Source organism: Pseudomonas sp. TE50-2 (assembly GCF_040813665.1).
Lineage (GTDB): Bacteria > Pseudomonadota > Gammaproteobacteria > Pseudomonadales > Pseudomonadaceae > Aquipseudomonas > Aquipseudomonas soli.
Genome location: NZ_JBFNXN010000001.1, coordinates 1,592,108 through 1,612,813, shown reverse-complemented (window position 1 = coordinate 1,612,813; position 20,706 = coordinate 1,592,108). Strand labels below are relative to the sequence as shown.

Here is a 20,706-nt window from a genome sequence, read left to right as displayed (position 1 = left end):
AAAAGTGGCCTGACCCACTGTCAGCGGTTCAGTCGCCGCGCATCAAAGGCGTCCCGTGCCTGGTAGGCGGTGTAGGTGGCCTGCGCAGCCACCAGGCCGGCCAGGCCGAAGGTGCGGTCGAGGCCGAACCGACTGAAACCACTCGGGATCGGCAGGCGGTGGGTGATGGCGTCCGCAAGGACTTCGCCGGCGACCGTGGTCGGTGCCATGCCATGGCCGCCGAAGCCGACCGCGTGCCAGATGCCGTTGTCGTCCTGGCCGATCTGCGCCATCTGGTGGCGTCCGTAACTCATCAGGCCGCCCCAGGAGTATTCCAGCTCCACGTCCTCGAGTTGCGGATAGACGCTCGCCAGATCGGCCTTGAGCAGCTTGGCGATGGCTTGCGGCCCGCGATCGAGAATGGAGATGCGTCCGCCCCAGAGGATCCGGGTGTCTTTCAGCGGGCGGTAGTAATCGAAGGCGAAGCGTGTGTCGTAGATGGCCGACTGGCAGTCGATGGCGTCCTGCAGGCGTGCGCCCAGTGGCGCGGTGGTCACCACGTAGGTGGCAATCGGCAGCACGGCGCGCTCGATCGGGGCGTAGACGCCGCGGGCATAGCCCCCTGCGCTGAACACCACCTGCTCGGCATGGACTTCGCCCTGGCCGGTGCGCACGATGTAGCCGCCAGCCTTCTTCTCGATACTGGTCACCGGCGATTGTTCGTAGATCGTCACCCCGGCCTGCGCGGCTGCCTGGGCGAGGCCGCAGACATACTTGAGCGGGTGGAAGTGGAATGCGTTGCGCTCCAGCAACCCGCCGTAATAGCGCTCGGTCCTGAGCTGTTCCTTCAGTTCGCCGGGGGCGATGTATTCCCAGTCGACGCCATAGGCCTGCTTCATCAGCTGGCGCGGTTTTTCCAGGCGCGACGGGTCGTTGAACCAGTTGGCGAGGATCACGCCCTGGTCGACCAGGTCGCAATCGATGGCGTAGCGGCGGGTGCGCTCACGGATCAGCTCGACGGCGTCGAGTGTCAGCCGATAAAGCTTGCGGGCCTCGTTGGCGCCCAGGGTCGACAGCAGTTCGGCGTTGCCGAGGCTGTAGCCGCCGAAGACGAAGCCGCCGTTGCGGCCCGAGGCGCCATGGCCGACATGTTGCGATTCGAGGAGCGTCACATCGGGCACTCCGCGCTCGGCAAGCCCTATCGCGGTCGACAGGCCGGCCAGGCCGCCACCGAGGATGCAGACGCGGGTATCGGTGCGCCCACTCTGGGCAGGGTAGAGGGTTCTGCTGGCGGTGGCTTCGTAGTAGGAGTCGAAGGTGCTGTTCATCAGGGTCCCGGAGCAGTGGTGGGCGGACCGGGGCGGGTCCGCCAATGGAGTGTCAGGCGGGCTGCTGGCTGACCGCGAGCGCATCACCGGCAGGCTCTGTCTTGCTGCGTTCGGCTTTGCGAATCTCGATACTGGAAAAGTCCATTTCCCTGTAGCGCACCACCTTGGAGCCTGTGACCAGCTTGTGGCCGAACCAGACCACCACGAACAGCACCAGGCCGACGTAGGTGGCGAAGGCGCCGATCCAGTCGATCTGCCCACCGATGAACGCCTGGTAGTTCTGCCCGAGCATCACCACCATGCACAGGCCGAAGGCGAACAGCGGGCCGAACGGGAAGTATTTCGACACATACGGCAGTTTCGCCAGGTCATTGCCATTGAGCAGGTAGCCGCGGCGGAAGCGGTAATGGCTGATGGCGATGCCTAGCCAGGCAATGAAACCGAGCATGCCGGAGGTGTTCAGCAGCCACAGGTAGAGCTTGCCGGGGCTGAACAGGAAGCTCAGCAGGCACAGGCCCGCGACCGCAGCGGTGGCCAGCAGCGCCCAGACCGGCGTGCCACTGCGGGTTACCCGGGCGAAGATGGCCGGCGCCTTGCGCTCCAGCGCCAGGCTGTAGAGCATGCGCGACGAGGCATACATGCCCGAGTTGCCGGCGGACAGCACCGAGGTCAGGATCACCGCGTTCATCACGGCGGCCGCGGCGAGCATGTCGGCCTTGGTGAAGATCAGGGTGAACGGGCTGATGGTGACGTCCGACAGGCCATCCTTGAGCAGGCGCGGGTCGGTGTAGGGAATCAGCAGGCCGATCACGACAATGGTGAGTACGTAGAACAGCAGGATGCGCCAGAAGATCTGGCGTACGGCTTTGGGAATGTTGCGTCCCGGGTTTGCCGTTTCGCCAGCGGCGATGCCCACGAACTCGGTGCCCTGGAACGAGAAACCGACGATCATCGCCACGCCGATCAGCGCCGGCAGGCCGCCGGCAATGGGCGCGTCGCCGATCTGCCAGAGGTGGGCGCCGCCGTCCTGGCCGCCTTCGAGGATGCCCAGCAGCATCAGCACGCCCACGGCGATGAAGATGATGATGGTGATGACCTTGATCAGGGCGAACCAGAACTCCGCCTCGCCGAAGAAGCGCACCGAGGCGACATTGAGTGCGAACAGCAGCACCAGGAAGGCCGCGCTCCAGATCACCCCGGGGGTGTCCGGGAACCAGTAGAGCATGATCATCTGCACGGCCACCAGGTCCACGGCGATGGTCACGGCCCAGGAGTACCAGTAGTTCCAGCCCAGGGCGAAGCCGAAGCTTTCTTCGACGTAGCGCGAGGCATAGGTGGAGAACGAGCCGCTGACCGGCATGCATGCAGCCATTTCGCCGAGGCTGGTCATCAGGAAGTAGACCATCAGGCCGATCACCGCGAAGGCCAGCAATGCACCGCCGGGGCCGGACTGGGCGATGGTGGCGCCGGAGGAGACGAACAGGCCGGTGCCGATGGAGCCGCCGATGGCGATCATGTTCAGGTGGCGGCTGGTGAGGGTGCGTTTGAGGTGTCCGGAAGGCGGGGCTGCGGCAGTCAAACTTCCGTTGTTGTTCGAATGGGTCATGGGCAACCTATTTGATCTGCATTCGGGTGAGTTGTTGTTCTTGTTGTGATCTGACCACTTCCTGTTGCAGGTGACGGGCGCGGATGGGCGCCGGTCGGCCAGCAGCTTCTCCAGTGCTGCGGCGGTCGCGATTGCATTGATTGAAATCAGTATTGGCGTTGAAAGGTGTTCGCAACAAACGACAATTAGTTGTTACTTCATTCCGTTTTGGAATGCATGATTTCGTCGTTTTGATCATGTGCCAACGTTGATATTTGCACGCATTCATCTGGATTGCCCATATTTACTGATATGCATCGACGTCATTGTGAAGTGTTAAATGGTCGTTTTGTATTTTCATTAAAATGTACGAAACAATATGGCGGAAATTTATTCATCATTGATGCAACAAAAAACCGATACCTGGGGTGGCCAGATATCGGTTTGGGAGGGTCGTATCCCTTCAAGCGGAAGGGTTGCTGGAGGAGCAGCCTTGTCGAGAGTTGTCAGCCTTTGTCACGGCGGACCGTGCTGCTGCTGGCAGTCCGCTGTTGCTGTTTCATCCGGGGGTGGACTCAAACCCGGAACTGCGCCATCAGTGCCTGCTGCTGGTTGGCCAGCCGGTTCAGTGCCTGGCTGATATGCGCCGACTCGTCGGCCTGGCCCGACAGCGATTCGGTAACGTCGCGGATGCCCGCCACGTTGCGGTTCACCTCTTCGGCCACTGCACTCTGTTCCTCGGCGGCCGAGGCGATCTGCAGATTCATGTCGGTGATCACCGTCACCGCCTCGCCGATACGCTGCAGCGCCGGCAAGGTCTGTTCCATTTGCGCGGCACTGTCCTGGGCCTGGCGCTGACCGGCCTGCATTGCCTCGACCACGTCCTGGGTGCCTTGCTGCAAGCCTTCGATGACCTGGCGGATCTCCTCGACCGACACCTGGGTGCGCTGCGCCAGGTTGCGTACTTCGTCGGCGACCACCGCAAAGCCTCGCCCGGCTTCGCCGGCGCGGGCCGCTTCGATGGCGGCGTTGAGGGCCAGCAGGTTGGTCTGCTCGGCGATGGCGCGGATCACTTCAAGTACCGAGCCGATCTGTTCGCCACGGCTTTCCAGGGCGCGGGCTTCATCCATGGCCGCATCCATGCCGCCGGCAAGCTGGGCGATCGCTTCCCGGGTGGCGCCCACCCGCGCCAGGCCATCGCGGGTTGCCTGGTCGGCACCGCGTGCGGCCTGGGCGGCTTGGGCGGCATTGTGGGCAACGTCATGGGCCGTGGCGCTCATTTCGTTTGCCGCCGTGGCCACCTGTTCGATTTCGCGGTGCTGTTGCTGCATGCCCTCGCTGGTCTGACGGGCGATCAGTGCCGACTGGTCGGCAGTGCCGCGGGCTTCCTGCAGCGAACCCTTGAGCTGGGCGATCACCGGTTGCAGCTTGTCGAGGAAGCGGTTGAACCAACCGGTGAGCTGGCCCAGTTCGTCGTCGCGGGCGTAGTCCAGGCGTCGGGTCAGGTCGCCTTCGCCGCTGGCGATGTCCTTCAGGCGGGCGGCCACGGCCAGGATCGGCCGGGTCACGCCGCGGGCAGTCAGCCACACCAGCAGCAGCCCCAGCACGGCGGCGCCCAGGCCGATCAGCAGGCTGACGAGGTTGGCCTGCTGGTTCTGGCTGTCCAGGCGTTGGTTGAGGGTGACGGCGGGCGCTTGCAGTACCTGCTCGGGCAGTTCGAGCAGCACCTGCCACGGTGCCGCGCCAGGAATTGGCGCAAAGGGTCGGGAAATACGCATGGTGCCTTGGTCCAGGCGCTCGACGGCCTGGCCGGCCCGCAGTGGTGCGGCCAGGGCTGCCGCGCTGGCGCCGAAGGCCTGTTGCACGGTCTTGCTCAGCTGGCCGGCATCCTGGCTGTGGCCGGCGAGCAGGCCCGCAGGGCTGACGATGCTGACCTGGCCCTGGCCGTCGAACAGTTCCTGGCGGCCGGCCAGGCTCAGTTGCTGCAGGTTGTCCAGGCCGATGTCCAGGCCGACCACACCCACCACCTTGCCGTTTTCCAGCAGCGGCAGGGCGATGCTGGTCATCAGTACCTGGTGGCCGTTGACCTCGTCGAAGTACGGGTCGAGCACGCAGGCCTTGGCGGTTTCCAGCGGGCAGGTCAGCCAGCGGTTGTAGGGTGAACCGTTGGCGCCAATGCTGGTGTCGGCAAGCATCGACTCGGGCATGGCCTCCACTTCGAGGCTGCCAGTGCCGGGCTGCGACCAGTACAGCGAGAAACGCCCGCTGTCGTTGCTGCCATTGTCGGCCTGGCCGACGAAGCGCGCGTCCTGCTGGTCCAGGGCGTTGGGCTGGAACACCAGGTACAGGCCGATCAGGTCGGCATTGCCGGCCAGTGCGGCGCGGGCTTCGCGGCTGAGCTCACCGCGCAGGTCGGCGCCGCCACGGGCCTTGAGCGCCTGCACCAGGCGGGCGAAACCGTTGCCGTACTGGTAGGCGTCCATGAAGTAGCGCTGGATGCGCAGGGCCTGGGTTTCGCCGTGGGCCTGCAGGCGCAGGCGGGCGCTGTGGTCGAGCAGCTCGGTGTTGGCCTGGAACACCTGCTCGGCGCTGCGCCGGGCCTGGGTGAGCGAGGTGGCCACCAGCAAGGCGACGATGGCCAGCAGGCACAGGCCGGCGAGCAGGGTGATCTTCCACTGGATGGAGAGACGGCGCTGCGACATGGGCTTTTCCTTCTCGGGCAAACACAACGCCCGCGGTCAGGCGGGCGTCGATGGGGTCATTCGGCGATGCAGTTCGGTGGCGCAACCCTGAAGGCCTTGGTCAGCCAGGCCAGGTAGAGCACGCCAAGCAGGGCCCAGACACCGCCGAACAGCAAGGAGTGTTCGTTCAGGTCCAGCCACAGCGAGACGATGATGCAGAAGCCTATCGTCGGCGCCACCAGATACTTGAGGTTGTTCGTCAGGCCCTTGTTCTGTCTCTCACGGATATAGCAGTGGTTGATCACCGAGAGGTTGACGAAGCTGAACGCCACCAGTGCGCCGAAGTTGATCACCGAGGTGGCGGTGACCAGGTCGAAGAAGATCGCCGACAGCGAAATCAGGCCGACCACCGCGATGTTCAGCACCGGGGTCTTGTAGCGCGGGTGCAGGCGGGCGAACACCCCGGCCGGGATCACGTTGTCGCGGCCCATCACGTACAGCAGGCGCGACACGCTGGTCTGCGAGGCCAGGCCCGAGGCGATGGTGTTGATCACGGTGCAGGCGATGAACACCGACTGGAACAGCTTGCCACCGACGTACAGGGCGATTTCCGGCAGGGCCGCTTCCTGGTCGTGGAAGCGCTGCATGGTCGGGAAGTAGGCCTGGATGAAGTAGGACACGCTGATGAACACCACGCCGCCGATCAGCGCCGTGAGGAAGATCGCCCGCGGGATGGTCTTGCCCGGGTCGCGGGTTTCCTCCGACAGGCAGGTCACTGCATCGAAGCCCAGAAACGAGAAGCACAGGATAGTCGCGCCGGCGGCCAGGGCGGCGAACTGGGTCTGATCGTCGGCGAACGGTACCATGCTCCAGGCCGTGCCCAGGCCTTCGCCATGGCCCAGGCCACGCCAGCAGAGGTAGATGAACACCGAGATGATTGCCACCTGTACGGCGACGAACAGCAGGTTGAAGTGCGCCACCAGGTTGATGCTGCGCATGTTGATCAGGCTGATCAGGGTGACGAAGCCGAACACCCACACCCAGGCCGGCACTTCGGGGAACATTGCCGACAGGTAGAGCTTGGCCAGCAGCGCATTGACCATGGGCAGCAGCAGGTAGTCCAGCAGCGACGACCAGCCGACCAGGAAGCCCACGTGCGGGTTGATGGCGCGCTGGGTGTAGGTGTACGCCGAGCCCGACTGCGGGAAGCGTCGCACCAGGGTGCCATAGCTCACGGCGGTGAACAGGATGCCGGCCAGGGCCAGGATGTAGGCGCTGGGCACATGCCCGGCAGTGATCCCGGAGACGATGCCGAAGGTGTCGAACACGGTCATCGGGGTGAGGTAGGCCAGGCCGATGATCACCACATGCCAGAGACGCAGGGACTTGCGGAACTGGGCGTCAGGCTGCATGGGGTGCCTCCTCTGGCGGGCGGACGGAGGTGTGCGGCAAGGACGTGCGGATGGGCTCCATGTTATTCACCATTTGTAGTTGGAGCGGCAGGTAACGCCCGAAGGCGTGGCAGAAGGTACGCGGATCAGCCGATCGAGGGGCCGGGGCGTGGATGGCGGACGTGCACGAGGGGGTGGCGAAGATGATTCGAGGACGGGATCGGCATGATCGGGGCGCTTGCCTGTAGTTGTGGTTTATCGGGCGCGACGCAAAGCGGGAAAAATAAACGACGAAGGGGGTGGGGGTGTCAAGTGAAACACGACAGCATGTCGGGTTTGTGTGAATTTTTATTGAACGACTAGTCGCTATTTTGGTTTTTTCGTCGTTTTTTGAGTGTTTTCCTCGTTATGTGTGTTGATAAAAATTAACGCTTACCTGAAATGTGTTGTGACGAAATACGTCGCGCTTGCGACGGCTGTCATGGATTTTTCCTTTATCCCTTCTAGGGTGATTCGTTCTAGTAAAAGTACTCGCCTGGCGGCCCTGCAACGGGTTGGCCGGGCCGGGCTCCACGGATCAGGAGTCTGCTGGCGCGCCAATCCTGGCACGCCCTGGGCAAGGGAGCTGGCATGGAGAGCGCGGCGTTTCTGGATTACTTGCTGGTGCTGGTACTCGGCTCGATCGTGGTCGAGGGGGCATGGCTGGCTTGGCGCCGGACAGCGGACTGGCACCCGGCCGAGGGACTGGTCAATTTCGTCCTCGGCATCGGCAACCTTGCGGTCGGCGTGCTGTTCGCCGCGACCAGCCTCGGGCTTTATGCTTACCTGCACAGCCATTGGTCGCTGGGGCTGGACCTGGGCAGCCCCTGGGCGAACATCGCCTTTGCCTTCCTCGTCTATGACTTCCTGTACTGGGTCAATCACTGGGCCCATCACAAATGCGCGCTGCTCTGGTGCAATCACCTGATCCACCACTGCGGTACGGCCTTCAATCTCACGACCGCAGTGCGCATAGGCTGGCTGGGCAATTTCACCGTCTGGCTGTTCTTTCTGCCCATGGCGGTGCTGGGCATCCCCCTGCAACACTACCTGCTGGTGGTGGCCGCGCAGCTGATCTACCAGTTCTTCATCCATTCGCCACTGATCCCTGAGCTGGGCGTGCTGGAGCGAATCCTGGTCACGCCGTCCCAGCATCGGGTCCATCACGCCAGCAACGATCGCTACCTGGACAAGAACTTCGGCTGTTTCCTGGTGATCTGGGACCGCCTGTTCGGTACCTACCAGCGTGAACTGCCGCAGGAGCCGGTGCGTTACGGGGTGACCACGCCGATCAGCCAGCCGGGCTCGCCTGGCCACCTGAACTTCTTCCTCTATCGGCATTGCCTGCGTTCGGCGCGGGAGGCCAGCGGGTTGTGTGGCAAGTTGCGGGTGCTGTTCGGCAGTCCGGCGCATACCCGGGTCATCGAGCAACACGCCAGCCTGGGGCAGGGCGCGTTCGCCTGGCCGGACTACCTGCCGGCCTTGTTCCTCGGTTTTTTCCTGGTGACCCAGTACGCCGTCCTGCCGCCGGGGCAGGCGGCCCTGGCGGCGCTCGCATTCCTGTTGGCGGCCAATAGCGCCGGCCACCGCGAGTCCGGCCTGGCGCACCTGCGCTGGCCGTTGTATTTGGGGCTGGCGCTGGCCAGCCTGTTCCTGTGGTGGCAGGCGACCGGCGGAGCCTGGTTGCTGCTGTTGGCAATCCTGAGCTGCTGCCTGCCTCTGCTGGCCGTGCGGCGCAATCCATTGTTGATCAAGGAGTGATTGATGAACCCGACAAGCGCCTTGCGGGGCTCGGCCGACGACGGGGCGCAGCCCCAGCGGCTGGCCCGCGACAACCAGGCCCTGGAGAGCCTGCTCGAACGCCTCGAAAGTCTGGTGGGGCAGGGCTACATGGACGTCATCGGGCGGGTGTTCCATTCGATGCCGACCAAGCATGCCTCGGTCAGCTTCAGCGAGCATGCCAGGGTCCCCGAGCGCCGTGACGTGTTGCACCTGGGGTCGTACAACTACTCCGGGCTCAATGGCCATCCCCGTATCAACGAGGCGGCCATCGACGCCATACGCCATTACGGCACCACCTCCAGCGGCGTGCGCCTGCTCAACGGTACCAGCGAGCTGCACCTGGAGATGGAGCGGCGCCTGGCGCAGTTCCTCGGGGTCGAGGCGGTGATCACCTTCTCGTCGGGGTTCGCCGCCAACCTGGCAGCCCTGGGCACCCTGTGCCGCGAGGGCGACGTGGTGCTCAGCGACATGCTCAATCACCAGTCGATCGTCGATGGCCTGCGTCTGAGCGCGGCGCGGGTAGTGCCTTACCGCCATGCCTCGCTACGCAGCCTGGAGAGCCACCTGCAGCGCCTTCCCGCGCAACAGCGCAAGTTCATCGTCACCGATGGCGTGTTCAGCATGGACGGCGACCTTGCTCCGCTGGACCGGATCGCCGAACTCGCCAGGCGCTACAACGCCTTCCTGGTCGTCGACGATGCCCATGGCACGGGGCACCTGGGACCCCATGGGCGGGGCACGCCGGCGTTGTTCGGGGTAGCGGGGCAGGTCGATGTGCTGACCGGCAGCCTGAGCAAGGGGTTGCCGGGTGTCGGCGGCTTCATCGCCACTCGCCATGAAACCGCCAGCCTCTTGCGTGCAGGCGCCAACCCTTACATTTTCTCGGCGTCGCTGCCGCCCCCTGTGCTGGCCTCGATCATCGCCGCGCTGGATGTGCTGGAGGCTTCGCCACAGATCATCGAGCAATTGCGCGACAAGACCGAGTACTTTGTCGCGACCCTGCGCGCCCGTGGCTTCGACCTGCTCGACACACGCAGCAGCATCATCCCACTGATGACCTACGAAGAGCACAAGGCCTACGAGCTGGCCAAGGCCTTGCACCTGCGCGGCGTCTACGTCAATCCGGTGGCTCACCCGGCGGTGAGCCGTTCGCGTGCACGGGTGCGCATCAACCTCAGTGCCAATCTCACCCGAGAAGAACTCGACTACAGCATCGAGGCCATCACCGACGTTGGCCGGACACTGCGGCTGATCGATGCGCACGGAGCCCGGGATGGCCGTCGTGTTTGAGTGGACCCGGCAACTGAGTGATATCGGACGGAGCGAATGGCAGGCCTGCTTCGGCGCCGGCAGGGTGACCGCCTCGTACGAACTGCAGCAGGCACTGGAGCGAGCAGGCATCGTCGACAGCTTTCATTACCTCAGGGTGCTACGTGACGGGCGGTTGGTCGGCATTGTGCCGTGTTTCGTGATGGACTATTCGCTGTCCGACCTCGCGCCGGTGGAGGTTCAGGCCGTGGTACGGCAGGCGCGCAGGGTGTACGGGCGCTTGCTCAAGGCACGCCTGTTCGTCATCGGCAGCCCGTTGGCGATCTGTTCCGACCTGCTGGGCCTGCCCGGGGTACGGGATGGGGCCTGGGATCCGGTGCTTGCGATGCTGCATCAGGAACTGCAGGCCAAGGCCGACGCGTTGGGTATCGGGTTCGTCTGCCTCAAGGAGTTCGACCAGGCCCTGCAGCGGCGGCTTTCAGCGGCGTTCGGCGAGCACTACCTGCTGTGCCGCAGCCCCGACACCACCTTTGTGAGCACTGCGGCGGTGAATGGCATGGGCTATGTCGACAACATGCTCAGCAAGTACCGCAACGTGTTGAAGAAGCGCCGCAGGACGTTCGACGAAGCGGGCTTGCGCTGGGTGGTCGAAGTGAACTTCGCCGATCATGCAACACAAATGCATCGGCTCTACCTGAACGTGCTCGAACGCTCCAGCACCCGATTCGAGCGTCTCTCCGAAGCGTTCTTCCGTGAGGTTTGCCACTGCCTTGGTACCCAGGCCTACGCCTTGCTCTGCTTCGATGAGCAGCGTCTGGTGGCGTTCGAGTTGTTCCTCGCGGGCGATGCGTTGCATCCGCTGTACCTGGGCATCGATTACGCCTATCGCGATGCCGGCAGCCTGTATTTCAACTGCCTGTACCGCATCGTCGAGGAGGCCGAGCGTCGTGGCGTGCCGTATATCGAGCTGGGCCAGACCAGCTACGAGGCCAAGTTCAGCATCGGGGCCGTTTCCTCACCGCTGTATTTCTACATCCGCCATCGTCGAGGCTGGGTCAACCGACTGTTGTACCTGCTGCGCGACGGACTGTTCCCGGCGCCGCAGATTCCGGCGCTGCGCAATGTGTTCAAGCACCACGATGCCTACCTGGACAGTCTCAAGGCCCAAGGATTGCTCGACCATGCTGATTGAAACCTACGACCTGGATACCTGGCAGGTGCAGGTTTTCGACAGCATCGACGACCTCGACCAGAGCCTGTGGGACAGCACCCTGGCCTTCCATCATCCGTTTCGCAGCCACGCGTTCATGCAGGTGGTCGAGGCTTGTTTCCACGATCGTGACTACCGCTACCTGGTGGCGCGCCGGCCTGGATCGGCGCAAGTCGCCGGGATGCTGTTTGTCACCCAGCAGGACCTGGACCTGATGGCCGAAGCGCCAGCCTGGTTGCGCCGTGGCGTTGGCCCGCTGCGGCGGCTGGTGCCGCGAATCGGCATGCTGCGGGTGGCCATGCTGGGCTGTTTCGAAACGGCAGGGCAGCACTGGTGGGTAGCGCCGGAGCATGACCAGGACGAACTGTTCGCGCTGCTGGTGACCAGTGCCGAACGGGCGCTGCCGCGGGCCCGGGTGCACGTGGTGCGTGACCTGGACCGCGAGAACGCCAGTCATGCCGCATTCGACGGCCTGCTGCACAGGCGCGGCTTTCGTCATTGCCACAACTATCCCCTGGCACTCATCCACCTGCACGGCCTGGACTGGGCAGGGCATTACGCCCGGCTCAAGGCAAACAGCCGCAAGATCCTCAAGAAGGCACTGAGCAGTTTCGAAGCCTCCGGTTACCGGGTACTTCATCATGAGGGCGAGGTACCCGGCCTGGAGCGGCTGTACGAGCTGTATGTGTGTACACACCGGCATGCGACCGAGTACCAGCGCGAGCAATTGCCACTGGCTTTCCTTCAGCGCCTGCAAGGCAGTGACCAGGCCGTGTTCTCGGTGTTACTTGATCCGAATGACCGGGCCGTGGCGTTCGTGCTCAGCGGGGTGGGCGAGCGGGTCATCAACCCGTTCCTGTTTGGCCGTGACTATGCCGTGGACCTGCCGGTTAATGCCTACTATGTGCTGCACATCGACCTGTTGCGCCGGTTTGCCTCGCCGGCCACGGAGCGGGTCGACCTCGGTATCACCAACTATTTCGTCAAGCAGAACCTCGGCTCGCAGCTCAGCGGCAGCGGCCTGTACCTGAAGCTGAAGAACCCCGTCCTGAACAGGATCCTAGGACCTCATGTCGCAGAAATGTTCGATATCAAGCAGCCCAGCCAGCGCCGCGTCTTTCGCGCCGCCGCCCAGTCAGAAGCGGAACCGGCAGGCCCTGCGTGACGACTTCACGGCCAGGTCGAGCCGTCATCGGCAACAGGTCGTCCGGCTGTCGGCACGCCTGCGCAAGACCGAGTGGGCGCGCCTGCTGGTGTTCCTGGCCATGCCCACCCTGGCCTGGCATGGCTATGAGAACGGCTTCGCGCCGTGGCTGTGGTTGGCCTTTGGCGGTTGCCTGGCGCTGTTCGTGGCGCTGGTCCGGCGTCATGCCGGCCTGCGCGAGCGTATCGCCCACCAACAGCACCGGGATACGCTCAATCAGTGGGCCCTGGCACGGCTGGACCGGCGTTTCGACGACCTGCCCGCGTGTCCAACCAGCCTGCGTCCACTGTTCGACAAGCAGGACCTGGACATCAACCTGTTTGGCCCGGCATCGCTGGGCCAGCTGTTGTTCAGCCAGTCCACCAGCCTGGGTGACGAACGCATCGCCGCCTGGCTGACCCTGCCGGCCACCACGGCTCAGCAGGCCGAGCGCCAGGCGGCCATTGCCGAGTTGGTCGAGCGCCGGAGCCTGCGTCAGGCCCTGGCGGCTCACGCGCTGCAGATCAATGCGCGTGGCTACGGGCTGGGGCGGCTGGCCGCATGGGTGGTTCGGGTGGATGCCGGGGTGTTCCCGCCGGCGCAGGTCGTACTGGGGTTGCTTGCCACGCTCGCCAGCCTCGGTGGCGTCGTGGCGGTGCTGGCCGGCATGGTGCCGCCGTTGGCGTTGCTGGCCTGCATCGTGGTCAATCTGATGTTCTACGGCTGGCGGGCCAAGGCCTGGCACAAGGTGTTCGACGGTGCGGACGATACCGCCGATGCGCTTGGTGGCTTGTCGGACTGGTTGGCCCTGGCCGTTGCGCAGCGGTTCGACAGCCCGGGCCTGAGCCGCCAGGTGGCGCGCCTGCAGGCCGATGGCCGGGCACCGGCAGCGGCGATTCGCCAGCTTGACGGCATCCTCGGCTACGCCCGGTTGCGGCACAACCCGACCGTCAGCGTGTTCGCCCAGGCCCTGCTGCTCTGGGACTTCCATTGCGCCCGTGCCCTGGCCCGCTGGAAGCGCGAGCAATGTCGTCGCTTGCCCGAGTGGCTGGAGGTGGTCGCCGAGCTGGAGGCCCTGGCAGCCTTTGCCGGATTGGCGGACGAGAACCCGGGCTGGTGTCGGGCCGAAGCCATCGGCGAGGCCGAGATTCATGCCGAGGCGGCCAGTCATCCGCTGATTCACCCGGAGCGGGCGGTCGCCAACCCGATCGATCTGGTACCGGGGCGGGTCACGGTGATAACGGGCTCCAACATGTCGGGCAAGACCACCTACATGCGTACCGTGGCCCTCAATCTGCGCCTGGCACAGGCCGGCTCGGTGGTGGCGGCGCGGCATTTCGCTTTCGGGCGGATGCGCATGGTCTCGTCGATCTCGGTCAGCGACTCGCTGGAACAGGGGTTGTCGTACTTCATGAGCGAGGTCATGCAGGTCAAGGCGGTGATCGACACTGTGCGCCAGGCAGCGGAGCCGGTGCTGTACCTGCTCGACGAGCTGCTCAAGGGCACCAACGAGAAGGAGCGCAACCTGGCGATCATCGAGATCCTGCGCACCCTCTGCGCCCATCAGGCACTGGGCATGCTCACCACCCACAACGTGGCGCTGGCCACCGCGCCTGAACTCCAGGGGCTGGGCAGCAACATCTACTTCGAAGAAGGTTTCGAAGAGGGCGAGGCACAGGTGCTGCGCTTCAACTATCAGCTGCGCCACGGCATTTCGCGCAACACCAACGCCATCCGCCTGCTGCGCAGCATGGGAGTGCTCAAGGGTGACTGACACACTGAACATGGGCGGGCAGCTCGCCGATGCCGGGCATGTCGGCCAGGTCGTGCCGCTGGTCGCCAGCATCGCGCCGCAACCCCTGGCGTTCATCTACGGGACACGCCATCTGGAGCCTTACCTGGCGCACGCCTTTGCCCGCAACCTGGGTTGGTTTGGCCACGCCCGGCATCGGGTGCTGGTGCAGGCAGGGGAATGCCAAGGGGTTGTGGCTACGCTTGGTGCCCGCGAAAAGACCTGTTTCGACCTGGCCCTGCTCACCTCGATACTGCGTTTCTATCCGGGGCTGTCCGGGTTGCGGGTGATCCGCCGCCTGCAGCGGTCGGTGGCGCGCCATCCGCGGCCTGGTCACGATGTGTTGTGGCTGTACAACCTGGCCGTGGCGCCCCAGGCGCGCGGGCGGGGGCTTGGCACGCGGCTGCTGCGAGGCGCCATCGCCCGGGCACGGGCGGCGGGGCATGGGCGCCTGCAACTGGATGTGGACGCCGACAACCAGCTGGCGCAGCGCTTGTACCGGGCCCATGGTTTCCAGGTTGACAGCGAGATACCGGGGGTGTGTTGCGAAGGTTTTCTATTCGCCGACCAGTTGCGCATGAGCCTGGATCTGGGCAACCGCGGATAACGATGCGAAAACTTGCGTCTCACGCCGGGCCGGTCAGTGCTAATCTTGCATACCCCCATTCGAGGGGGCCTATCAGCCCCATATGGACAGCAATCGGTTCTATTCATGAAGAAATCAGTAGGCATCCTTTCCGGTCTGGCCGTGGCCATCGCCGTCGCAACCACCGCTGGCGCCTGGTATACCGGCAAGCAGTTGCCCGCGGAGCTGGAGCGCTCCGTTGCCCGCGGCAACGAAGAGCTGAAGAAAGCCCTGGTCGGTAACGGCGGCAGCATGACCATCGAGCTGGTCTCGCTGGACCAGCACTTCTTCACCAGCACCGCGCACTACCGCCTGAAGGCCGAGAACGTGCAGCTCGGCGAGGCCGAGGCGCTGAACTTCCAGGTTGGCGTGACCGACCAGATCGAGCACGGCCCGTTCCCCTGGTCGCGGGTCAAGGCGTTCAAGCTGATGCCGGTCATGGCCACCAGCAACAGCGCTTTGGACAAGGATGACTTCACCGCGGGCTGGTTCACCGCCGCCGGCGACAAGGCACCGGTCACCGCCCAGGTCAGCCTCGGCTACAACGGCAGTGTCGACAGCGATATCCGCCTGGCGCCGGTGACGCTCAAGGAAGACGGCGGCAACGTCCTGGACTTCTCCGGCCTGCAGTTGCAACTGCGCGGTGACCGCGACGGCAAGGCGGTGGAGATCCACGGCAATGCCGAGCACCTGGAGTTGAATTTCGTCGATGAGCAACAGGCGCCGGTGAAGATCCTGCTCAACGGCTTCAAGGCCGGTGGCAAGCTCCACGAAACCGCCCACGACATGGTCTATGTCGGCAACTTCGACCTGGCCCTGGCCGACACCCAGGTGACCTTCGGGCCGAAGCAGGAAGTGCTGGTGCTCAAGGGCCTGCAGCAGAACAACCTGTACAACGCCGAGGGCGAGGCCAAGGACAAGCTGGCCGGGCGCCTGGAATACAAGGTTGCCGACATCAGCTACGCCGGGCGCAAGGTCGGCAGCGCGGAAATGGTCCTGACCATGAAGTCCATCGACATCGCGGCCATGCAGGCGCTGATGGAGTGGTACCAGACCCAGCTGCCGCAGATGCAGCAGGAGGCGGCCGAGGGCGAGGCCCCATCGCTGGACATGACCCCCGAGGAACAGGCCAAGATCCAGGGCGACCTGCAGAAGCTGCTGGTGGCCAAGCCGCAGGTGGCGGTGGAGAAGCTGGCGTTCAAGACCGCCAATGGCGAGAGCCACTTCAACCTGGCGATGGACTTCGCCAGCCCGAGCTCGTTCGACCTGCCGCCTGACCAGCTGGGCAAGCAGCTGCTGACCCAGCTGAAGGCCAAGCTCAGTGTCTCCAAGCCGATGGTCGGTGACCTGGCCACGTTGCAGGCGCTGCTCGACGGCGAGACCGACGCCCAGGCCATTGCCCAGCAGTCCAGCCAGGCTGGCGAGATGCTCGGCATGATGGCGCTGCAGAGCGGCATGGCCACGGTAGAGGGCACCGATGTGGTATCGAGCCTGCAGTACGCCGATGGCATGGTCGACTTCAACGGCAAGAAGATGACCGTCGAAGAGTTCGCCATGCTGATCAGCGGCCACCTGGCGGCGCTGCAGCCGCAGGGCTGACCCTTCGGGCAGACCCGCTCCCATCATCGTGGGAGCGGCGATGCGGCGACCCGACTTGCCCCGCGACGGAGGGCTGCAAAAACCCCTTTTGCATCCTTCCGATTGCCTGTAGCCTTCGCGTCCGATAATAATCCGCGCCCGCAGAGGGGCCGAGACGCTGGCCGTCCGGCACCGCTAGCCGATCTGCAAGGGCCGGGTGATACACTCGACTGACGCGCTCAAGCGCCCTGCAGGTCCAGCGATCATGACCCAGATTTCCGAACGCCTGTTGGTCCAGGCGCACCTCGATGCCAAGCAGCCCAACCCGCTGACGCCCGCGCAGGAGGCCGATTACCGTGCGGCCATCGCTGCCGAGCTGAAGAAGCAGAACGCCGTGCTGGTGGCCCACTACTATTGCGATCCGGTGATCCAGGCCCTGGCCGAGGAAACCGGCGGCTGCGTGTCCGACTCGCTGGAAATGGCGCGCTTCGGCAAGAATCATCCCGCCGAGACCGTGGTGGTGGCGGGGGTGCGCTTCATGGGCGAGACGGCGAAGATCCTCACCCCGGAAAAGCGCGTGCTGATGCCGACCCTGGAAGCGACCTGCTCCCTCGACCTGGGTTGCCCGGTCAAGGAGTTCTCGGACTTCTGCGACCAACATCCCGAGCGCACCGTGGTGGTCTACGCCAACACCTCCGCGGCAGTTAAAGCCCGGGCCGACTGGGTGGTGACCTCCAGCTGCGCGCTGGAAATCGTCGAAAGCCTGATGGACAACGGCGAGACCATCATCTGGGGCCCGGACCAGCATCTGGGTCGTTACATCCAGAAGCAGACCGGTGCCGACATGCTGCTGTGGGATGGCGCCTGCATCGTTCATGAAGAGTTCAAGTCGCGCCAGCTGGCCGACATGAAGGCGCTGTACCCGGACGCCGCGATCCTGGTGCACCCGGAGTCGCCGGAAGCGGTGATCGAACTGGCCGACGCGGTAGGTTCCACCAGCCAGCTGATCAAGGCGGCGCAGACCCTGCCGAACAAGACCTTCATCGTCGCCACCGACCGCGGCATCTTCTACAAGATGCAGCAGCTGTGCCCGGACAAGGAATTCGTCGAGGCGCCGACCGCTGGCAACGGCGCGGCCTGCCGCAGCTGCGCGCACTGCCCGTGGATGGCCATGAACACCCTGGAGCGGGTGCTGGACTGTCTGCGCAATGGCAGCAACGAGATCTTCGTCGAGCCGGCGCTGATCCCCAAGGCGATCAAGCCGTTGAACCGCATGCTCGACTTCACCCAGGCGGCGCGGTTGAAGTTGTCCGGTAACGCCTGACCGGTTGCACAAACCATCGCGGGCCTGCCCCGCGATGGTTTCTGGCTGTGTATCAGCGCCCCATCATCTCCTTGACCATGCGCTGCTGTTCCATGATCTCGCGCTGGCGCTGGTCGATCTGCGACGCCAGCGGGAAGTTGCTGCCCGAGCGTCGCTTGGCGTAGTCGAGCTGCTGGATCGCCTGGTCGAAGTCGCCTACCAGGGTGAAGTATTCGGCGCGCGCGCGGTGCAGGCCGATGGTGTTGCCCGACAGTCCGCGCACTTCGGCCACGTCGTACCACACGTCCGGATCGTCTGGGCGGTTCTTGACCAGGTCATCCAGCACCTTTTCCGCTTCGGCCGGCTTGTTCTGCTTGACCAGCAGGTCGGCGCGCACCTGTTTCAATGGGTAGTTGCCCGGATACAGCGCCTGCATGCGCTGGGCGCGCTGCTGGGCGTCGGCCAGGCGGTTGTTGGTGATGTCCAGGTCGATCTGCGCCAGGTTGTAGGTGATGTCGTTGGGGGCCTTGGCCAGCAGTGGCTTGAGGTTCTCCCGCGCTTCGTTGAGCTGGCCGCCCTTGATCTGCGCCAGGGCCAGGCCGTAGCGGGCGGCATCCATGTTCGGGGTTTCGTCGAGCTGGGCGCGGAAACGCTTGGCGGCCATGCCCGGCGTGCCTTCGTAGGTGAGCTGCACGCGGGCGCGGATCAACTGGTAGCGCAGGCTGTCTTCCACGCCGCCCTTGGGCGCCTGTTCGGCGCGGTTACGGGTGTCGGCGATACGCGATTCGGTGACCGGGTGGGTCAGCAGGAATTCCGGCGGCTTGGCATCGTAGCGGTACTGGCGGGCCAGGCGCTCGAACATGCTGGGCATGTTGCGCGGATCGTAGCCGGCCTTTTCCAGGTTGAGGATGCCGAAACGGTCGGCTTCCTGTTCGTTCTGCCGGGAAAAGCGCCGCTGTTCCTGGATTGCCGCAGCCTGGGTGCCGGCGATCACGCCAATGCCGGCATCGCCGCCGCCGCCCGCCGCCAGCACGATACCGGCCAGCAAGGCCGCCATCATCGGCAACTGCATGCGTTGTTGGGCCTCGACGCCGCGGGCGAAGTGGCGTTGCGACAAGTGCGCCAGTTCGTGGGCCAGTACCGAGGCGTACTCGCCTTCGGTCTGGGCATTGAGGAACAGGCCGCCGTTGACCCCGACGATGCCACCGGGTGCGGCAAAGGCGTTGAGTTCCTTGCTGTCGATAAGGATGAACTCCAGGCGTCGGTCCTGCAGCTGGCTGGTCTCGGCCAGCTTGTACACGCTGGTCTCGACGAAGTCCTTGAGCTGCGGGTCGTTGAGCTGGTTCACCTGGCCGCGCAACAGGCTCAGCCAGGCGCGGCCGAGCTGGTGTTCCTGTTGTGGCGAGACGATCGCGGAGCTGGCGTCGCCCAGTGACGGCAGGTCGTCGGCGTGGCCGGGCAGGGCCAGCAGGCAGGCCAGCGTCAACAGGGTGGGGCGCAGTAGATTCATGCAGAAGCTCGCGTCGGTCAAAAGCCTTACTGTAGCCGGGTCGCGCGATGCCGACCAGTGGCGGTATCCTAGCGGCCTTCCCCATGCGGTCCTGGAGCGCTGCCCGATGAGTGACACCCCGACTTGTGACGCCGAGCTCGATGCCAGCGGTCTCAACTGTCCATTGCCGCTGCTCAAGGCGAAGATGGAGCTCAATCGCCTGGCCAGCGGCGCGGTGCTCAAAGTGCTCGCCACCGACGCCGGTTCCCAGCGCGATTTCCGCACGTTCGCCCAATTGGCCGGTCATACGCTGCTGCATGAAACGGCCGAGGCCGGGGTCTACACCTACTGGCTGCGCAAGGCCTGATTCCCTACTTTAGGATCGTCAATGTTCAAAGTGCTTCGCGACTGGATGCAGCGCTACTTCTCCGACGAGGAGGCAGTGGTGCTGGCGGTCCTGCTGTTCCTGGCCTTCACCGTGGTGCTGACCCTGGGCGGCATGCTCGCGCCGGTGCTGGCGGGCATGGTCCTGGCGTTTCTCATGCAGGGGCTGGTCAATGCCCTGGAGCGCTTGAAGGTGCCGACGCGGCTGGCCGTCTGGCTGGTGTTCGCGCTTTTCATGGGCGCGCTGGCGGTGTTCATGCTGGTGCTGGTGCCGCTGCTCTGGCATCAGCTGATCACCTTGTTCAACGAGCTGCCCGGCATGCTCGGCAAGTGGCAGTCGCTGTTGCTGCTGTTGCCCGAACGCTATCCGCACCTGGTGTCGGATGAGCAGGTGCTGCGTGCCATCGAGTCGGTGCGCGGTGAAATCGGCAAGTTCGGCCAGTGGGCGTTGACCTTCTCCTTGTCGAGCCTGCCGTTGCTGGTCAATGCCATGATCTACCTGGTACTGGTGCCGATTTTGGTGTTCTTCTTCCTCAAGGATCGCGAGCTGATCGGGCGCTGGGTCAGTGGCTACCTGCCGCGTGAGCGCACGTTGCTCAACCGGGTGGGCGACGAGATGAACCGGCAGATCGCCAACTATATCCGCGGCAAGGGCATCGAGATCCTGATCTGCGGGATTGCCACCTATATCGCCTTCATCAGCCTGGGCCTCAACTATGCCGCCTTGCTGGCGCTGCTGGTGGGGCTGTCGGTGGTGGTGCCGTATGTCGGTGCGGTGGTGGTGACGGTGCCGGTGACCCTGATCGCGCTGTTCCAGTGGGGCTGGGGCGACCAGTTCATCTACCTGATGGCGGTGTACGCGATCATCCAGGCGCTCGATGGCAACGTGCTGGTGCCGCTGCTGTTTTCCGAGGCGGTGAGCCTGCACCCGGTGGCTATCATCTGCGCGGTGCTGCTGTTCGGCGGGCTGTGGGGGTTCTGGGGGATCTTCTTCGCGATCCCGCTGGCGACGCTGTTCAAGGCGGTGCTGGATGCTTGGCCGCGGCAGGAAACGTCTGTGGCGCCGATGCTGTAATTGCTGGGGCTGC

At 64.6% G+C, this 20,706-nt stretch carries 15 protein-coding genes; 10 read left to right on the top strand and 5 right to left on the bottom strand.

Annotated features, from left to right (window positions below):
• Positions 1–20 precede the first annotated feature (20 nt).
• From AAHK21_RS07280 to AAHK21_RS07265, 4 genes are all read right to left on the bottom strand, one after another.
• Positions 21–1,307: an NAD(P)/FAD-dependent oxidoreductase gene (locus tag AAHK21_RS07280; protein WP_367856866.1), complete on the bottom strand. Its 1,287-nt coding sequence runs from the start codon at positions 1,305–1,307 to the stop codon at positions 21–23.
• A 52-nt stretch (positions 1,308–1,359) separates the two neighbouring features.
• Positions 1,360–2,913: an amino acid permease gene (locus AAHK21_RS07275; protein WP_367856865.1), complete on the bottom strand. Its 1,554-nt coding sequence runs from the start codon at positions 2,911–2,913 to the stop codon at positions 1,360–1,362.
• 554 nt (positions 2,914–3,467) lie between these two features.
• The gene (locus tag AAHK21_RS07270) at positions 3,468–5,594 is read right to left on the bottom strand and encodes a methyl-accepting chemotaxis protein (protein ID WP_367856864.1); all 2,127 of its coding nucleotides are present in this window, start codon (positions 5,592–5,594) and stop codon (positions 3,468–3,470) included.
• A gap of 56 nt (positions 5,595–5,650) precedes the next feature.
• Entirely contained in the window at positions 5,651–6,985 is a 1,335-nt protein-coding gene (locus AAHK21_RS07265; protein ID WP_367856863.1) for an APC family permease, read from the bottom strand.
• A gap of 609 nt (positions 6,986–7,594) precedes the next feature.
• On the opposite strand from AAHK21_RS07265, the gene AAHK21_RS07260 reads away from it, so the two are divergent.
• The 8 genes from AAHK21_RS07260 (at position 7,595) to nadA (ending at position 17,766) form a co-directional block, all read left to right on the top strand.
• The gene (locus tag AAHK21_RS07260) at positions 7,595–8,764 is read left to right on the top strand and encodes a sterol desaturase family protein (protein WP_367856862.1); all 1,170 of its coding nucleotides are present in this window, start codon (positions 7,595–7,597) and stop codon (positions 8,762–8,764) included.
• A gap of 3 nt (positions 8,765–8,767) precedes the next feature.
• The gene (locus AAHK21_RS07255; RefSeq protein ID WP_330104475.1) at positions 8,768–10,075 is read left to right on the top strand and encodes an aminotransferase class I/II-fold pyridoxal phosphate-dependent enzyme; all 1,308 of its coding nucleotides are present in this window, start codon (positions 8,768–8,770) and stop codon (positions 10,073–10,075) included.
• A complete protein-coding gene (locus AAHK21_RS07250; protein ID WP_367856861.1) occupies positions 10,059–11,246 on the top strand; it encodes a GNAT family N-acetyltransferase in 1,188 nt (395 codons plus the stop codon). The genes AAHK21_RS07255 and AAHK21_RS07250 overlap by 17 nt, the downstream gene beginning before the upstream one ends.
• Positions 11,236–12,429: a GNAT family N-acetyltransferase gene (locus tag AAHK21_RS07245; RefSeq protein WP_046856753.1), complete on the top strand. Its 1,194-nt coding sequence runs from the start codon at positions 11,236–11,238 to the stop codon at positions 12,427–12,429. Before AAHK21_RS07250 ends, AAHK21_RS07245 begins: the two co-directional genes overlap by 11 nt.
• The gene (locus tag AAHK21_RS07240; RefSeq protein WP_367856860.1) at positions 12,335–14,221 is read left to right on the top strand and encodes a hypothetical protein; all 1,887 of its coding nucleotides are present in this window, start codon (positions 12,335–12,337) and stop codon (positions 14,219–14,221) included. Before AAHK21_RS07245 ends, AAHK21_RS07240 begins: the two co-directional genes overlap by 95 nt.
• Positions 14,214–14,846 (top strand): GNAT family N-acetyltransferase, encoded by a 633-nt coding sequence (locus AAHK21_RS07235; protein WP_367856859.1) that lies wholly within the window; start codon positions 14,214–14,216, stop codon positions 14,844–14,846. Before AAHK21_RS07240 ends, AAHK21_RS07235 begins: the two co-directional genes overlap by 8 nt.
• Positions 14,847–14,951: 105 nt before the next feature.
• Entirely contained in the window at positions 14,952–16,463 is a 1,512-nt protein-coding gene (locus tag AAHK21_RS07230) for a YdgA family protein (protein ID WP_367856858.1), read from the top strand.
• 244 nt (positions 16,464–16,707) lie between these two features.
• Positions 16,708–17,766 carry a quinolinate synthase NadA gene (nadA, locus tag AAHK21_RS07225; RefSeq protein WP_046856750.1) on the top strand — a complete coding sequence of 353 codons (1,059 nt, stop codon included), beginning with the start codon at positions 16,708–16,710 and terminating at the stop codon, positions 17,764–17,766.
• Positions 17,767–17,818: 52 nt separating this feature from the next.
• Here nadA and AAHK21_RS07220 read toward each other — a convergent pair whose 3' ends face one another.
• Positions 17,819–19,255, bottom strand: coding sequence for a M48 family metalloprotease (locus AAHK21_RS07220; RefSeq protein ID WP_046856749.1), 1,437 nt, complete (start codon positions 19,253–19,255; stop codon positions 17,819–17,821).
• A gap of 106 nt (positions 19,256–19,361) precedes the next feature.
• Between AAHK21_RS07220 and AAHK21_RS07215 the strand changes: the two genes are divergently transcribed.
• Together AAHK21_RS07215 and AAHK21_RS07210 are read left to right on the top strand one after the other, a co-directional pair.
• Positions 19,362–19,601, top strand: coding sequence for a sulfurtransferase TusA family protein (locus AAHK21_RS07215; RefSeq protein ID WP_023630920.1), 240 nt, complete (start codon positions 19,362–19,364; stop codon positions 19,599–19,601).
• Between the two features lie 21 nt (positions 19,602–19,622).
• Positions 19,623–20,693, top strand: a complete 1,071-nt coding sequence (locus AAHK21_RS07210) for an AI-2E family transporter (protein WP_023630921.1) — start codon at positions 19,623–19,625, stop codon at positions 20,691–20,693.
• Positions 20,694–20,706: the final 13 nt, after the last annotated feature.

Excerpts from the sequence above, each read along its gene's own strand:
- AAHK21_RS07240 (WP_367856860.1), top strand. The coding sequence starts at position 12,335 with ATGTCGCAGAAATGTTCGATATCAAGCAGCCCAGCCAGCGCCGCGTCT.
- AAHK21_RS07230 (WP_367856858.1), top strand. The coding sequence starts at position 14,952 with ATGAAGAAATCAGTAGGCATCCTTTCCGGTCTGGCCGTGGCCATCGCC.
- nadA (WP_046856750.1), top strand. The coding sequence starts at position 16,708 with ATGACCCAGATTTCCGAACGCCTGTTGGTCCAGGCGCACCTCGATGCC.
- AAHK21_RS07280 (WP_367856866.1), bottom strand. The coding sequence starts at position 1,307 with ATGAACAGCACCTTCGACTCCTACTACGAAGCCACCGCCAGCAGAACC.
- AAHK21_RS07275 (WP_367856865.1), bottom strand. The coding sequence starts at position 2,913 with ATGACCCATTCGAACAACAACGGAAGTTTGACTGCCGCAGCCCCGCCT.
- AAHK21_RS07250 (WP_367856861.1), top strand. The coding sequence starts at position 10,059 with ATGGCCGTCGTGTTTGAGTGGACCCGGCAACTGAGTGATATCGGACGG.
- AAHK21_RS07210 (WP_023630921.1), top strand. The coding sequence starts at position 19,623 with ATGTTCAAAGTGCTTCGCGACTGGATGCAGCGCTACTTCTCCGACGAG.
- AAHK21_RS07260 (WP_367856862.1), top strand. The coding sequence starts at position 7,595 with ATGGAGAGCGCGGCGTTTCTGGATTACTTGCTGGTGCTGGTACTCGGC.
- AAHK21_RS07270 (WP_367856864.1), bottom strand. The coding sequence starts at position 5,594 with ATGTCGCAGCGCCGTCTCTCCATCCAGTGGAAGATCACCCTGCTCGCC.
- AAHK21_RS07245 (WP_046856753.1), top strand. The coding sequence starts at position 11,236 with ATGCTGATTGAAACCTACGACCTGGATACCTGGCAGGTGCAGGTTTTC.
- AAHK21_RS07215 (WP_023630920.1), top strand. The coding sequence starts at position 19,362 with ATGAGTGACACCCCGACTTGTGACGCCGAGCTCGATGCCAGCGGTCTC.
- AAHK21_RS07265 (WP_367856863.1), bottom strand. The coding sequence starts at position 6,985 with ATGCAGCCTGACGCCCAGTTCCGCAAGTCCCTGCGTCTCTGGCATGTG.
- AAHK21_RS07220 (WP_046856749.1), bottom strand. The coding sequence starts at position 19,255 with ATGAATCTACTGCGCCCCACCCTGTTGACGCTGGCCTGCCTGCTGGCC.
- AAHK21_RS07255 (WP_330104475.1), top strand. The coding sequence starts at position 8,768 with ATGAACCCGACAAGCGCCTTGCGGGGCTCGGCCGACGACGGGGCGCAG.